Annotated in this window: 12 protein-coding genes, 1 tRNA gene and 4 pseudogenes; 7 read left to right on the forward strand and 10 right to left on the reverse strand. The window is 49.6% G+C overall.

Annotated features, from left to right (window positions below):
- Positions 1–23: 23 nt before the first annotated feature.
- From ACQE3Z_RS17535 to ACQE3Z_RS17555, 5 genes and pseudogenes are all read right to left on the reverse strand, one after another.
- Complete coding sequence (locus ACQE3Z_RS17535) at positions 24–371, reverse strand: putative T6SS immunity periplasmic lipoprotein (RefSeq protein ID WP_426974784.1); 348 nt, start codon at positions 369–371, stop codon at positions 24–26.
- Between the two features lie 129 nt (positions 372–500).
- On the reverse strand, positions 501–935 hold the full coding sequence (locus ACQE3Z_RS17540) for a hypothetical protein (RefSeq protein WP_426974785.1): 435 nt from the start codon (positions 933–935) through the stop codon (positions 501–503).
- On the reverse strand, positions 932–1,633 hold the full coding sequence (locus ACQE3Z_RS17545) for a hypothetical protein (RefSeq protein WP_426974786.1): 702 nt from the start codon (positions 1,631–1,633) through the stop codon (positions 932–934). Before ACQE3Z_RS17545 ends, ACQE3Z_RS17540 begins: the two co-directional genes overlap by 4 nt.
- Before the next feature lie 805 nt (positions 1,634–2,438).
- Complete coding sequence (locus tag ACQE3Z_RS17550; RefSeq protein ID WP_426974787.1) at positions 2,439–2,789, reverse strand: DUF1493 family protein; 351 nt, start codon at positions 2,787–2,789, stop codon at positions 2,439–2,441.
- Positions 2,783–2,962: pseudogene (locus ACQE3Z_RS17555) on the reverse strand (STM2901 family protein); the annotation flags it as partial. The gene ACQE3Z_RS17550 and the pseudogene ACQE3Z_RS17555, both read right to left, overlap by 7 nt.
- Positions 2,963–3,080: 118 nt before the next feature.
- Between ACQE3Z_RS17555 and ACQE3Z_RS17560 the strand changes: the two are divergent.
- Positions 3,081–3,518: pseudogene (locus tag ACQE3Z_RS17560) on the forward strand (integrase core domain-containing protein); the annotation flags it as partial.
- A gap of 158 nt (positions 3,519–3,676) precedes the next feature.
- Here ACQE3Z_RS17560 and ACQE3Z_RS17565 read toward each other — a convergent pair.
- The 3 genes from ACQE3Z_RS17565 to ACQE3Z_RS17575 all read right to left on the reverse strand — a co-directional run bounded on the left by ACQE3Z_RS17565 (position 3,677) and on the right by ACQE3Z_RS17575 (position 5,069).
- Positions 3,677–3,976: a contact-dependent growth inhibition system immunity protein gene (locus tag ACQE3Z_RS17565; RefSeq protein ID WP_426974788.1), complete on the reverse strand. Its 300-nt coding sequence runs from the start codon at positions 3,974–3,976 to the stop codon at positions 3,677–3,679.
- 7 nt (positions 3,977–3,983) lie between these two features.
- Positions 3,984–4,286, reverse strand: a complete 303-nt coding sequence (locus tag ACQE3Z_RS17570) for an RNase A-like domain-containing protein (protein ID WP_426974789.1) — start codon at positions 4,284–4,286, stop codon at positions 3,984–3,986.
- A gap of 692 nt (positions 4,287–4,978) precedes the next feature.
- Positions 4,979–5,069 (reverse strand) — tRNA-OTHER (locus tag ACQE3Z_RS17575).
- A 45-nt stretch (positions 5,070–5,114) separates the two neighbouring features.
- Here ACQE3Z_RS17575 and ACQE3Z_RS17580 point away from each other — a divergent pair.
- From ACQE3Z_RS17580 to ACQE3Z_RS17605, 6 genes and pseudogenes are all read left to right on the forward strand, one after another.
- On the forward strand, positions 5,115–5,999 hold the full coding sequence (locus ACQE3Z_RS17580) for a ParA family protein (protein WP_426974790.1): 885 nt from the start codon (positions 5,115–5,117) through the stop codon (positions 5,997–5,999).
- Positions 5,996–6,370, forward strand: coding sequence for a hypothetical protein (locus tag ACQE3Z_RS17585; protein ID WP_426974791.1), 375 nt, complete (start codon positions 5,996–5,998; stop codon positions 6,368–6,370). The genes ACQE3Z_RS17580 and ACQE3Z_RS17585 overlap by 4 nt, the downstream gene beginning before the upstream one ends.
- Positions 6,363–7,718: a replicative DNA helicase gene (dnaB, locus tag ACQE3Z_RS17590; protein WP_426974792.1), complete on the forward strand. Its 1,356-nt coding sequence runs from the start codon at positions 6,363–6,365 to the stop codon at positions 7,716–7,718. The genes ACQE3Z_RS17585 and dnaB overlap by 8 nt, the downstream gene beginning before the upstream one ends.
- Positions 7,715–9,197: pseudogene (locus ACQE3Z_RS17595) on the forward strand (ParB family protein). The gene dnaB and the pseudogene ACQE3Z_RS17595 overlap by 4 nt, the downstream one beginning before the upstream one ends.
- Complete coding sequence (locus ACQE3Z_RS17600; RefSeq protein WP_426974793.1) at positions 9,181–9,720, forward strand: DUF2857 domain-containing protein; 540 nt, start codon at positions 9,181–9,183, stop codon at positions 9,718–9,720. The pseudogene ACQE3Z_RS17595 and the gene ACQE3Z_RS17600 overlap by 17 nt, the downstream one beginning before the upstream one ends.
- Before the next feature lie 18 nt (positions 9,721–9,738).
- Positions 9,739–10,872, forward strand: coding sequence for an STY4528 family pathogenicity island replication protein (locus ACQE3Z_RS17605; protein ID WP_426974794.1), 1,134 nt, complete (start codon positions 9,739–9,741; stop codon positions 10,870–10,872).
- A 50-nt stretch (positions 10,873–10,922) separates the two neighbouring features.
- Here ACQE3Z_RS17605 and fic read toward each other — a convergent pair whose 3' ends face one another.
- Together fic and ACQE3Z_RS17615 are read right to left on the reverse strand one after the other, a co-directional pair.
- The gene (gene fic / locus ACQE3Z_RS17610; RefSeq protein WP_426974795.1) at positions 10,923–11,999 is read right to left on the reverse strand and encodes a protein adenylyltransferase Fic; all 1,077 of its coding nucleotides are present in this window, start codon (positions 11,997–11,999) and stop codon (positions 10,923–10,925) included.
- Between the two features lie 557 nt (positions 12,000–12,556).
- A pseudogene (locus ACQE3Z_RS17615) lies at positions 12,557–12,852 on the reverse strand (helix-turn-helix transcriptional regulator).
- Positions 12,853–12,891: the final 39 nt, after the last annotated feature.

Raw genomic sequence — 12,891 nt, forward strand, 5'->3', positions numbered from 1 at the left:
TCTAATATCGGGAAGAGCAATTTCTACCGAATAAAATTAGTAGTAATTAAATAATTGTCATAGTGTGGCGTAGCGATGTCATAAGCGAGCAAATAATGCTTACCTGGATTAAATATATAATTGAAAACCGGCAGGCATCCGCCTTTAGCTGTATAAATCGGTTCATTATCAAACTGCTTGATAAATTTATCGCCTGTATCGCTGTAAATCTGTATGGCGGTAGTTTTCTCTCCAGCGTTCATTTTTGATGCGATATACACATAATTATCTTTAATTGCAGCCGTTGTGCTAACGCGTGGGGCTGCTCTGCCGCCCTGCCCCGGGCTGCCTGTGAGGAGTAATGCTGCTGTTATTACCAGGGGTTTATTCATAGTTGCCTTAGTTCCTGCCGGTAACAATTTTTTGATAAAGCGAAGCTATACCGCGCAGGTTATCTTTTCCTTTATATCTTCCTGCACGCCCGGGCTGCTGATAGTAATGCCATGTATCGATTCTGATACTCAGTTATTTAGCACCTTTGTCAACTCCACTTCCCTCGTGGTGGCGTTAAAGTACAGATAGAAAAGATCTCTATTTGACTGATCTGATTTCGACCAGATCTCCTTTTCACCCAAGCTACGTTTTTCCTTTGTGTAACCCAGCTTTTCAAGGTAATAGCGTAACGGTTCTGTCCCGGTAGCCCCTTTAAAGATAATACTGCTCGAAGGTGCGTAACCATCGCCGGGGTGCGACTCGAAATAGAAATCGTCCGTTATACGTGGGGCGTTTTCAATGTCCTTGTCCGTCAGAGTGTGGTAGTTGAAGAAATCATTCTCTTTGTAGACTGTTGTTTCACCAGTGCCAGACGCAACGAGCCAGACAAATAGCCACACGAGAATAAATACAGTGACAGCTAACAGGGCGCACCACTTCAAGACTTTTAACAGGATTGTCATTTCTTCGCTCCCACGAAAGAGAGCGATGTTCCATCATTTGTAATGACTTTAACCATCCCGGATGTAAAATCGTCCCACGGTTTAAGCCATGTCATAAAATGAGGTAGGTTCACTACGTACGGCTGGTGATGCATACAAGCATCATCAGGATCAGGAAATAGAATCGGGCGGAAGCCACGGTTTTTATAAGAGCCAATCGCCCCGTAGTAATCCCAGCGGCGGACGGCGGCATCATAGCTCACGGGTTTGAGCCGATAACCATACTGACCCGGTATGATAGCCCGATAGAATCCGAACAGGTCAGAAACCAGGTCCTCACCACTAAAGCCGCTGTCGGTATACCACGAGAATGACCGCAAGCTTTGCAGCCCTTCAAATCTGGATGCGGTGTTCATCATCATAGCCAGCATGATTCTGTTAATATCTTCGGTGCTCCGGCCACGCTTAATTTCCCAGCGAGAGAACTTTCCGACACCAAGCCGCGATGTAAACTTGATGATGCCCATATCCTGCCGATACATGACTAAATAAGATGGCTTACCGCTACGCTCCCCCTCAACGAATTGATGTCTAAGCGCAGCCACATCATTGCCACGGGCATGTCCCATATCAACCCAGCCCAGCACTTCGGTGTAAACTATCCCCCTATCGAGTACGTCAAATAACGCCCCATCCTTTATCTCTCTTCTGGTGCTCACGCTTTGATCTCCGTATCGACTCTGGCCGCCAATGTTATAGCCTGTTTTTCAGTCAGTCCAGACGGTGGACAATAAAGCCTTATTGCCTGTTGGTGGTAAAACAACGTGCGGAGCTGTCAGGCGACAACATCAGGGATATGTCAGACAGTGAAGTTTATCAGGATGTCCATGCACCCGAAGGAGCGAGGCCGACCCGCTGGCAGAGCTTGCATGTGGTCTGCAAGTAACTTGCTCCGCTGCACTTCGCAAGGAGCGTACCACCATAAACCTGTTTATTCCCTGCAACGTCATCTCGACGTGTGGCATAGGGGGAGCATCGGCAAAAAATGCGCTTCACTGTAAGCGTTTGGTATGCAGTTTAGAGACGGCGGCGCGTCTTCCGGCTTCAAAGGGGAATGCGATACAAGGTTGAGCCCGGTAACTATTTGCTACTGCGTGCTAACATACCAGAGCCATTAACAAACACAGTGGCTTTTATACGTGATAAAGAATTAACTTTTTCTACTGATCAATGAGACAGGGCTTTCAAATTAACTGATTGATTTAAAAGAAAATAAATTACTGAATGCGAAGATCGGACTCAAACAACCAATTAATTTTTTGTTTTTCGTTGAAATTATAATAAACAAATTATTAAATGCCCCCTTTTGTGCCCCTGATTTTTTTAAGCGATCGTCTGCTGCCAGATGCTCTATGCGATTGAAAAATACTCTTTTAGCAAACTTTTCGGGTTATAGGTTAGGATCCGATGAACGGAACCTAACCGAAGAATGTGCTTTCCGACAGGGAGATGTTGTCAAACTGATTAGCTGAAAAGCCAACGACCAGCTTTTGCTGATTCAATGAGCATACGAAGCGTCAGAGGCTTTGGTTCAACATTGGGGACTTTATGAGATTTAGGTCTTAAGAAGTTAGGCAGCAAGCCTTTTTCATAAGGCCAATATGCAATGAAGTCGAATTCGCTATTATCAACGTTAAAACGTTCAAAATAATCCTTCATAATTTCATCACCTGTTTCCCTGGCCCAGGGATATTTTCCTGTCGAGAGGCTGGTTTCAAGCGTTAACTCAGGCTTTTCTCTTGAGAAAAGAGGCTTAGAATTATAGTTATTGTCATACCACTCCAAAACAGCGCTTTCTGTCGTATCTTTTACCATAGTTTGTCCCCTTTCTTTGCAATCAGGTTATAGCTATGGGTCGTTTTCCATGCGATTTGAGTCACATCATTCATTATAAAACCTATCCCAAGTATAGGTATCCAGCGTCCAGCGAAAGCACCCAGATTATTAACGTAAGTAAACTTTAGCCGTTTAATGCTCTCTGTTGTGAGGATGTGTAAGTATTCCGCATAATCGTACCATTCACATTTAGAGATCTTCCGGCATACTCACTCTGCCAACGAAGGAGATCGCTATGCGTAAAGCTCGTTTTACTGAGCATCAGATCATCGCACGTTTAATGTCGTTGATGACTTTAACCGTGAGGCGTTGTCGATTGAAATCGATCTGAATCTGCCAGCCCCACGAGTGGTTTATGTACTCGACAGGATCGCAGCCAACCGGGAATATCCGGCTATGATTCGCATGGATAAGAGGCCGGAATGTATCTCTCTGGCACTGGCTGAATGGGCAGAAAAACATGCAGTAAAACTGGAATTTATCCAGCCAGGTAAGCCGACGCATAACGCTTTCATTGAGCGCTTTAACCGGACATACCGTATCGACTTTTATCTGTTCAGAACCCTGAATGAAGTGCGGGAAATCACGGAAAAATGGTTATCAGAATATAACTGTGAACGCCCGCATGAATCGCTGAACAATATGACACCGGAGGAATACCGGCAACACCATTATCTGGCCGGGACCTCAAAAAGTGCATGGAACTAAAACGGGTCTATTTACAGCCCCTGGGTGACTTGATTGCATCATTTGGTGCTAAGGCCGCACGCGATCAATACCATAACTTATTGAAAGAAAACAAAGAACAATCTCTCCCCTATTTATACCCCCATATTTTTTATGAGCGTAAGTGAAATGGAAGAGTCTTACATGCGGCTAAGCGCCAGTCTGCGCACCGTCATCAAGAAATCATAAGCTGTCGTTTCCCAAAGCTCCGGTAAGAAATCCTGGCCATATCGATTTTTAAACTCCTCATCCAAATGGTCTTTGTAGCAATCTATAAAATCATCAACTTCTTCTGTCAGCTCTTTCAACATCCATTCCGGAGCAACCTTTATGAATAATCCGGTGATACCTTCAACCGTGTCCTCATCGTCATTAATGATGTCGTAATCCTGATTAAAATATCCCTGAATCAACTGATCGAGGTGATGGAAGTTTTGCATAATTCACCTATGGGGTTGGAAAGGCAGTAAGGATATAGTAAGGCTTTCCGTTATATTCCTGAATATCAATGACGATACGGACAGCATGCATACTGATTCGCTGAGTATTTCCACGCTCGTATCCATAGCCTATTTCCCGCCCGGCAGGATAGTTAATAGTAAGACGTACACCGTGCTTACTGCCAGCCAGCGCAGATTTGATGCCATCCCGGTTAATATAAAGCGCTCGTGAAATAACGTTCTCAGCAACATCTAAATTTTTAAATGTTGACGACATTGTGAGGCGTTTATTTTGTTCAAATCGAGCCAACAGTTCACTGTCTGTTTTGCCAACATGATTTGCCAGAGTATGACCGCCTCGTCGTCATACCTATTTTTAATGCTGTATCTTCATCAGCCCCTAGCTGTCGGGCTGCACTCGATATGTAGCTGAATGCGTATCCCTTCCTGATATCATCTGCTGAGATGCGGCATGTACACTATCCAGGCTATGAGCACCGACGACCACACATCCCGCTTTAGTAAGACCTGTCGGTTCTGGCGCTATACATAGCGTTACTGCTCCGGCCATCTCAAGCCGCCAGGCAAAACGCCTAATCCACCAGGCAGTCTGTTACTTAGAGTCTCGGCTTCAGTTACTGTCTTGTCAGAAAGAACGGCCGCCAGCTGTACAGGCGACATTACAATTCTCATTCCACCATCATCCATAATGATCTTCCTCAGATTGTTAGGGTCTGAAAGTTTCTTTAAAACGAAATAAAAAGGATTTTAGCTAAAAGCCTTCACATTCTACAACGTCAATTAATACTCTTTAAAATCAATTAACTATATAGAGAACCATTAGTGAAAAATGAAGCATATCTTTCACTGCGGGTATGCATCAGTAAGTTGATGTAGATTGAATCAGGTTGACTTAGGCTGGGTGAAAAAGCGGTAAAACCTTGCGGATACTGGATTTCAGACACAAAAAAAGCCGCCCCTGGGCGACTTAGTTGCATCATTTGGTGCGAAGGCCGGACTCGAACCGGCACGTATTTCTACGGTTGATTTTGAATCAAAGCGATCAGGTAACTTAACCTACTAACAAATCAGCGTTTTACAGTGAAGCCCTTTTCAGACAACGAAAAAGGCACTGGTTATGAAAAACGCAGATGCACACAGTTTACCTACACTAATTGCCGCCATCCTTTCCACCAAAGGTGGCGTGGTGAAAACTACCGATACGGCTAACCTCAGCGGCTACCTGGCCGATCAGGGGTTGAAAGTCCTGATGATTGATGCCGATATCCGCCAGCCGACGCTCAGCAGCTATTACCCTCTTGATAACGAAGCTCCAGGTGGCATCTACGAGCTTATCGCGCAGAACGAGCTGGATCCAGCGATCATCATCTCACACACCTCCATTCCCGGACTGGATATCATCATCTCCAACGATCCGCGCGGCGAGCTGATGAGCCTGCTTCAGGCTGCGCCCGACGGCGTGATCCGCCTGCGCCATCTAGTACGCCAGATAACCGGCTATGACGTCATTCTGATCGATACCATTGGCGCACGCACTATCGCGCTGGAAATGGTGCTGCTAGCCAGCGATCTCATTATCTCCCCGGTTCTACCGGAAATGCTCTCCGCACGCGAGTTTCTGCGCGGCACGCTGCAAATGTACCGGGATCTCCAGCCCTTCACCCGCTACGGCATCCCGCTACCGCCGCTGAAGGCGGTGATCAACAAACTCGACCACACCAACGACGCCCGCGAAATCCACCACAACCTGCTTCAGGTTCTCCAGCACAAACAGAAAGAGCAGGAACTACTGGTGCCCACCGAGATACTGATGACGCCGGTTTACGCCAGTGTGGCCTATCGCCGGGCGGCATCGCTGGGAATGCCGGTACATCGGCTGGATGCCTCTCGCGCCAGAGGCCGGGCAACGCCCTGTTCCGCTGAAACTATGCGGATGCTGGCCGAAGAATTGTTCCCACAGGTTCTCGCCCTGCCCCATCAACCGGTGGAGGGCATCGCATGAAACGGAAAATCTGGCGGGCATTTTGCTCTTATTACGCCCAGTATCCCTTCGAGAAAGACGATGAAGTGATCGTGTTCTTTGAAGCCGCTGATCGTGAAGAAGCGCGGGAAACGCTGCCGGTATTAATGTCGCTGCTCTGGCATATCCCACCGGAAAAAGTGGACTGCTTCAACCTGGAGGATGAGAACGAGCTACGGGATACGTCCGGTTCACTGACGTCCCCCAGAGACTGGCCGTTATTTGAAATCGGCTGGTCCAACAATAAGCCGCTCTACTCCAGTGATTTACCGCTATTACTGCTGCCGCCGCATCAACAGACACGGCTGTGGGAGGCTTTTCTGGCCTGTCAGGAGGGTAATCGGGATGAGTAAGCGCAAACGGCCACAACCACCCCACTCCGTCGAGGCGGAACAATCGGTACTTGGTGGACTGATGCTGGATAACGATCGCTGGGATGACGTCGCCACACAGATCTCCGCGCAGGACTCCTTTATCTCGGCACACCGCACTATCTATAGCCATATGCAAACCCTGGTCGAACAGGGAAACCCCATCGACCTGATTACCCTGAGCGAATCGCTGGAACAGCAGGAGCAGCTTGAGCAGGTGGGCGGCTTCGCCTACCTGGCGGAGCTTTCCAAAAACACGCCCAGCACCGCCAATATCATTCCCTACGCGCAATACATTGCCAGCTATGGTGAGTTGCGCCAGCTTCTGTTACTGGGCAATGAACTGAGCGATATGGCAAGCCAGCCGCGAAGTAATGTAGCTGACGTACTGACCTTCGCGGAGCAAAAGCTGTTTGCCATTGCGCAGTCGCATCAGGATGGTGGCCTGACAGATATCAACACCTGCTTTGATAACGTGCTGGCAGGCATCGCTCAGCGCTATGAGGCAGAACGCGGTAGCCTCAGCGGCACACCGTCCGGACTGGAACAACTCGATGCCCTGACCTGCGGCTTCCAGCCTGCCGATCTGATTATCGCCGCTGCTCGTCCCTCCGTCGGCAAAACCGCCTTCGCCCTGACGCTATGTGTGAACGCGCTAATGCTGCGCCCTGCTCAGCAGGTGCAAATCTACAGCATGGAAATGTCATCGGAACAGCTACTGCTGCGGCTGGTTTCTCTGATTGGCCGCGTCTCGCAAACCCGGCTGCGTAGCGGCGATCTCGCTGATGACGACTGGAAACAAATTGGCGTCAGCGCCAGTATCCTGATGAACGATTGGAAAGATCGCCTGCTGCTCGACGATTCTGGGATCCTCACCACATCTATTTTACGCAGTCGGGCCAGACGATCGCTGCGCCAGTACGGGCCTCCTTCGCTGATCGTGGTTGATTATCTGCAACTGATGCGCAGCGGCGGCGCGGAGAACCGCAATCAGGAGATCTCGACGATCTCCCGCTCGCTGAAAGCGCTGGCGAAGGAATTAAATTGCCCGGTGCTGGCGCTGTCGCAGCTTAACCGGGCGCTGGAGTCACGCCTTAACAAGCGCCCCTGCAATGCTGATCTGCGCGATTCCGGCTCTATCGAGCAGGATGCGGATGTCATCTTATTCCTCTACCGCGACGAATTGTACGATCCCAACACGCTGGATCGGGGTATCGCTGAAGTCATTGTCAGCAAACAGCGCAACGGCCCGATAGGCACGGTGCAAACCCGATTTATCAGCGATCAAACCCGCTTCGAATCGCTCAGCCAGCAAGGAGTCGGGTCATGAACAACAAGCTGACTTCGACAGAACTCCAGTCCCGCCTGCTACAGGGCAATTTTGATCGTGGAAGATCGCCTGATGAGCGATTTGCCGATCCGCTGATGGAAACCTCGATGATCGTCACGCTGGAGCAGCTTCGCCCTTACGATCTCAATCCGCGACTGATGCGTAACCCCAGCTATGACGACATCAAGGAATCGATCCGTCGTCGCGGGCTGGACACGCCGCCGCCGATCACCCGTCGTCCCGATCAGGAGTGGTTCATCATCGCCAACGGTGGCAATACCCGCCTGTCGATCCTCAACGAACTGTGGCGCGAACGCATGACGAGCGGTTCTGGCGCATTCAGTGTCTGTACAAGCCGTGGGCCGGTACATCCGCTCAACCCATGCTGGGCGAACTGCGCTGCCTGATCGGCCATCTGGCGGAAAACGATATGCACGGCAAACTCAGCTTCATCGAGCGGGCACTGGGGATCAACAAGGCGCGGGAGCTGTACCAGCAGGTGGAAGGGTGTCAGCTTTCGCAACGAGAGCTAGCAGAGCATCTGAAGAACGACGGCTATCCGATCAACCAGTCACATATCAGCCGGATGGAACAGGCTCTAGAATACCTGCTGCCCTGTATCCCCGAGGTGCTGTACGCGGGGATGGGTCGCTCGCAGGTGGAAAAACTGCTGTCATTGCGGGCAGCATCATTACATCTCTGGCAGCGTCATGCCGCCGAAGACGTCGGTTCCTTTGACGATCTTTTTTCCTCTGCGCTGTCACTGTTCAACGACCAGCCTGAAGACTTCGCTATCGAGCGGGTGCAGGATGAGCTGCTGGGGCTGATGAGTCAGGAGCTGAACGTTGACTACAACCTGCTGTTGCTGGACGTCGATCCCTCTGAGCAAAAGCGTCAGGCCGTGCTCGGCCCCACGCCTGAACCACCGCCCTATATTCCACCGGAAGAACCCGAACCACGCCAGGTAACGCGCAGGCGTAAACCTGAAACAGAGGAAGAAGAAGTTGGCACGCCCGCTCCTCTGCCTGAACCAGAAGAAGCACCCTCGCTCTTATGTGAAGGGACCGAACCCGTGACGGATATCTGGCGCATCCCACAACTGTGGGATACCACGGAGTCCTTACGATCTGTTAGCGATCGCCTGGCGTGGGATTTGGCTGAGCATTACGCCATTGACGACCGGATAATTTCAGATGCCGATGTAAATGGCATTGGCTTTCATGTGATGCCATTCGCATCAGATCATCCATGTTCACCCGGCCACAGTCACGCGCCTGTTGGGCGCTGCTGGCGGCGCTCAACGAGATCCCACTAACGGAAGATCTGGCCTCTGCACTGACGCCTGGGCTCTTTTTTCAACGTGATGCAGACGGCTTCTTCTTCAGCGATGAATTTCTTATTAAAGCATTCCGGCTGATCCGTATTGTCCGCCGGATCAAAGAATTACAGCAGGAGGCACAACATGCTGCCGACGATTAATCAGGCCGTTTTGTCACAGGTGATACAAGCCCTGAAGGACGGCAATGTGCGCTATTGCGAAGCGCTGGGCTTTGACCGTGAGGAGCTGAACGAACTTAACGCCCTGACCTTTGAGGAACTGATGCACATGGGCAACACCTCAGCTCAGTTCCTGAAAATCACCATCAACCATGACGTGCTACGCAAAATGCTGGTTCAGGTGCGGCAGGAACAAAAATTTCAGCAACTGGTCGGCCAGGCGGTACAGCTTGGCGGTTCAATAGCGTTAATCAGCCACTACTTCGGGATATCGACTGCTGAAATCAGTGCCCGCCGTCGGCTGATGGGGATCCACGTTCGTCAGGGGCGCAACCAGGTTCCCGGCGAAGAAGAGGAAGCCGCGCTCTGGAACCGTTGGCAGGAGCTCAAAGTCGATAACATCGACTCCATACCGGCACTGGAAGCCATGATGCTGCTGGCGCAGGAACGTTCGCTCCCACTGACCTTGGTCTGGAATCTGATCCGGCAGTGGGAAAAAATCTGAGTGACCGAGGGGAAGATCATGACACCGTATATCCAGGCGCTTATCACTATGACCGGCGACAAACTCCAGCAACGGATGCAGAAGGATCCGGCAACCGCTTCCGATAGCCTGCTGTTTATGGGCAATCAACATGACACGGTTCCTCGTCGCCTGTTGCAGGATCCGCTGTTATCGCCCAGAGATAAATTTGCCTGGCAGGTGATACGAATGCAGGCGCAGGACAACGGCGGCGCGGTGTTCCCCTCTTACAGTGAATTGCAGGTGCAGCTCTCTAACCGCCCGCAGGATGAAAAAGCCTCGCGCAGTACCGTCAGCCGGGCATTACTGATGCTGCGCCTGACACGCTGGCTCAGTCTGTGCCATAAGGCGCGAGATCGGGTTTCCGGTCGTATCCTCGGGAATATCTATGCCCTGCACGATGAACCGCTGAGCGTACTGGATGCTGTACGCTTTGATGCCAGCTATCTTCATTTGCTGGAGCAGTGCTCGCGACATGAAAACAAGGCCATACGCGCCACTGCGCAAGGCATTTTGTACGACATTCGCCAGGACACCAGTCTGCGCTATCTATCCTCGCGTATAGAGTTGCTAGAAGAACGCGCCCGATGGCAGCAGCGCCAGTCTCCTGAGGAGACTAAGCCAGAAACATCCGGTCTCAATACGGTACCAGGCAAAATTTCCCCGAGTACCGAATCGAGACTAAGCCGGGAACCGGGGCCTGACGGCTTAGTCTCAAATCAGGACCAAGCTTTTGTACGTACTGTACCTACAGATCTGTGTAATAGTACTACCGCGCGCGCGAACGATTCACCTCCGAACTGGCCGCCGGAAATTCCGTTAACCCATCCTGAAAAACAGCTTGTTTTACAGGCCATGCAGAACCTGCCGCCCCCACTGCGCCAGGAAGTGCTCGATGATGCAGCTCAACGCGTTGCCCGTGGCGGCATACAAAACCCGCTCGCCTATCTGCTGGCAACGCTGCGCAAAGCGCAGGACGGTGAGTTTAATCAGTATCGGCGCGGCAAAGCGGCGATACCGGAATTTGTGCCGCCTGTAGTTTCAGAGCCAGACATACCGGCAAGGCCGCGTCAAAAGCGGGATATCAGTAAGTTGGTTGCGGAGATTCGGGCGCAGTGTTTGGAGAAAAAGTGATGCCAGTGGCATCACCATTTGTCCACGCTTTTGTTTTCTGGGCCTATTCACTACTGATTCAACTCCTGTAGCAACCTAGTATTGATATACAGCTTTTCACGGCCAACGCTCATTTCCTCCAACACACCAATTTCGACCAACTGCTTGAGGTATGTCGATGCCGTCTGGCGCTTGGCCACCCCATGTTCGACAAGGTTATCGATCCGACAATATGGTTGTGCAAAAAGCGCCTGGACAAGTTCATGGGTGTAGATTTTCGGTAGCTTCTCGCGTACATACTCTGTGGTTTCAGCCATTAATGCTCGCACAATCGATATCTTATCAGTAGTCCATCGGGACGTACTCTCCACAGCCTCCAGCATAAATAATATCCACGATTCCCAGTCACCCTCTTCTGTCACCCTACGAAGGAGCGTGTAGTAATCATCGCGTCTCTCCAAGATAAAGCGGGATAAATACAGGATTGGTAGCGAAAGCAATTCGCTCTGGATCAGATATAGAATATTCAAGATACGGCCCGTTCTCCCGTTCCCATCCGGGAACGGGTGAATGCACTCAAACTGATAGTGCGCAATAGCCATTTTAACCAATGGATCTAAATCATCATCACCGTGTATAAACCGCTCCCAGTTCGCCAGTAGCTCACGAATGGCGTCTTCACCCACCGGCGGCGTATATACCACGTTATTATTCTGATCACGCAATACCGTGCCCGGAGTTTTCCTGATATCAGTTTGAACTGCACGTAATTTAGTACAGATAGCTACCGCTGTGTTTGTACAGAGTGGATAGTCCTCAAGCTGGGTATAGCCATCATAGAGCGCTGTACGATAGCGCAGCGCTTCTTTAGTAGCCGGATCTGCGCCATCTGCGCGGTCAGCATACTGAAAGAGTTGATCGCTGGTAGTTACGATATTCTCTATGCGCGATGAGTCCTTCGCTTCCAGCATCGGGAGAATGTTTATCAGCAACCCTTGGTCAGGGATCAACTCACCAGCAGTTTTCAACTCAGCGATTGCTGCGCGCGCACTTATGCATGCTTTAAGTACGCTGCGTGTTTCAATGCGCTCCAGGTCAGGCGGCAGTATTGGCAAATCGTTGTAAGGGGTTTCTGCATTCCAGTTCATATGTTTATAAAAACCGTTTTAATCGACATATAGCCATAATATGTCGTTGTCATCGACATGTCACGTCATCATGTTTAAAAAGTCATGTTTTATCGACATATCACTGGAACATGTCGACGCGGTAAACACATCCAGACAACATGTTTAAAAAAGCAAATTTCATCGACACATAGCCAGAAAGTGTCGATGCCATAAGCATATCCCGGCAACATGTTTAAAAATAAGGCTTTATCGACATATGGCTGGAATGTGTCGATGCGGTAAACATATCCAGAAGACATGTTTAAAAAAGCGAATTTCATCGACACATAGTAAGAACGTGTCGATGCCATAAGCATATTCCGGCAACATGTTTAAAAAATAAGGCTTTATCGACATATGGCTGGAATGTGTCGATGCGGTAAACATATCCAGAAGACATGTTTAAAAAAGCAAATTTCATCGACATATAATAAGAACGTGTCGATGCCATAAGCATATTCCGGCAACACGTTTAAAAAAATGAATTTTATCGACATGTTCTAAGGTTTTCACCATAGACTATCACATAGACATCATCACCACTTTTCTCGTCTGGCTAGAGAATCTCTATATTTCTCAGTTAACTTATATGAATTTATGGCTGATGAAACCAATGGAGAAGAAAGTTCTATTTCAACGCCCAACACACTAAACACTTTGAACAACCGCTCAATACTGGCGCTACCTGGGTTCGCCTCCAATCGAGCATAGGTTTGCTGTGTTACGCCAAGCCTCTCTGCAATATCCTTTTAGGTCAGTCCATTTACTTTACGAAAGCCAATCAGAAGAGGGCGTAACTGATTTATGGTCTTCACGGATAAACAGTATTCATAAGGCATTCACCATTTTCTAGAACGTTTTACAGCCTATA

This window comes from Pantoea sp. FN0307 (assembly GCF_050113815.1).
GTDB lineage: Bacteria > Pseudomonadota > Gammaproteobacteria > Enterobacterales > Enterobacteriaceae > Mixta > Mixta alhagi.

Excerpts from the sequence above, each read along its gene's own strand:
- ACQE3Z_RS17535 (WP_426974784.1), bottom strand. The coding sequence starts at position 371 with ATGAATAAACCCCTGGTAATAACAGCAGCATTACTCCTCACAGGCAGC.
- ACQE3Z_RS17540 (WP_426974785.1), bottom strand. The coding sequence starts at position 935 with ATGACAATCCTGTTAAAAGTCTTGAAGTGGTGCGCCCTGTTAGCTGTC.
- ACQE3Z_RS17550 (WP_426974787.1), bottom strand. The coding sequence starts at position 2,789 with ATGGTAAAAGATACGACAGAAAGCGCTGTTTTGGAGTGGTATGACAAT.
- ACQE3Z_RS17565 (WP_426974788.1), bottom strand. The coding sequence starts at position 3,976 with ATGCAAAACTTCCATCACCTCGATCAGTTGATTCAGGGATATTTTAAT.
- ACQE3Z_RS17580 (WP_426974790.1), top strand. The coding sequence starts at position 5,115 with ATGAAAAACGCAGATGCACACAGTTTACCTACACTAATTGCCGCCATC.
- ACQE3Z_RS17585 (WP_426974791.1), top strand. The coding sequence starts at position 5,996 with ATGAAACGGAAAATCTGGCGGGCATTTTGCTCTTATTACGCCCAGTAT.
- dnaB (WP_426974792.1), top strand. The coding sequence starts at position 6,363 with ATGAGTAAGCGCAAACGGCCACAACCACCCCACTCCGTCGAGGCGGAA.
- ACQE3Z_RS17600 (WP_426974793.1), top strand. The coding sequence starts at position 9,181 with ATGCTGCCGACGATTAATCAGGCCGTTTTGTCACAGGTGATACAAGCC.
- ACQE3Z_RS17605 (WP_426974794.1), top strand. The coding sequence starts at position 9,739 with ATGACACCGTATATCCAGGCGCTTATCACTATGACCGGCGACAAACTC.
- fic (WP_426974795.1), bottom strand. The coding sequence starts at position 11,999 with ATGAACTGGAATGCAGAAACCCCTTACAACGATTTGCCAATACTGCCG.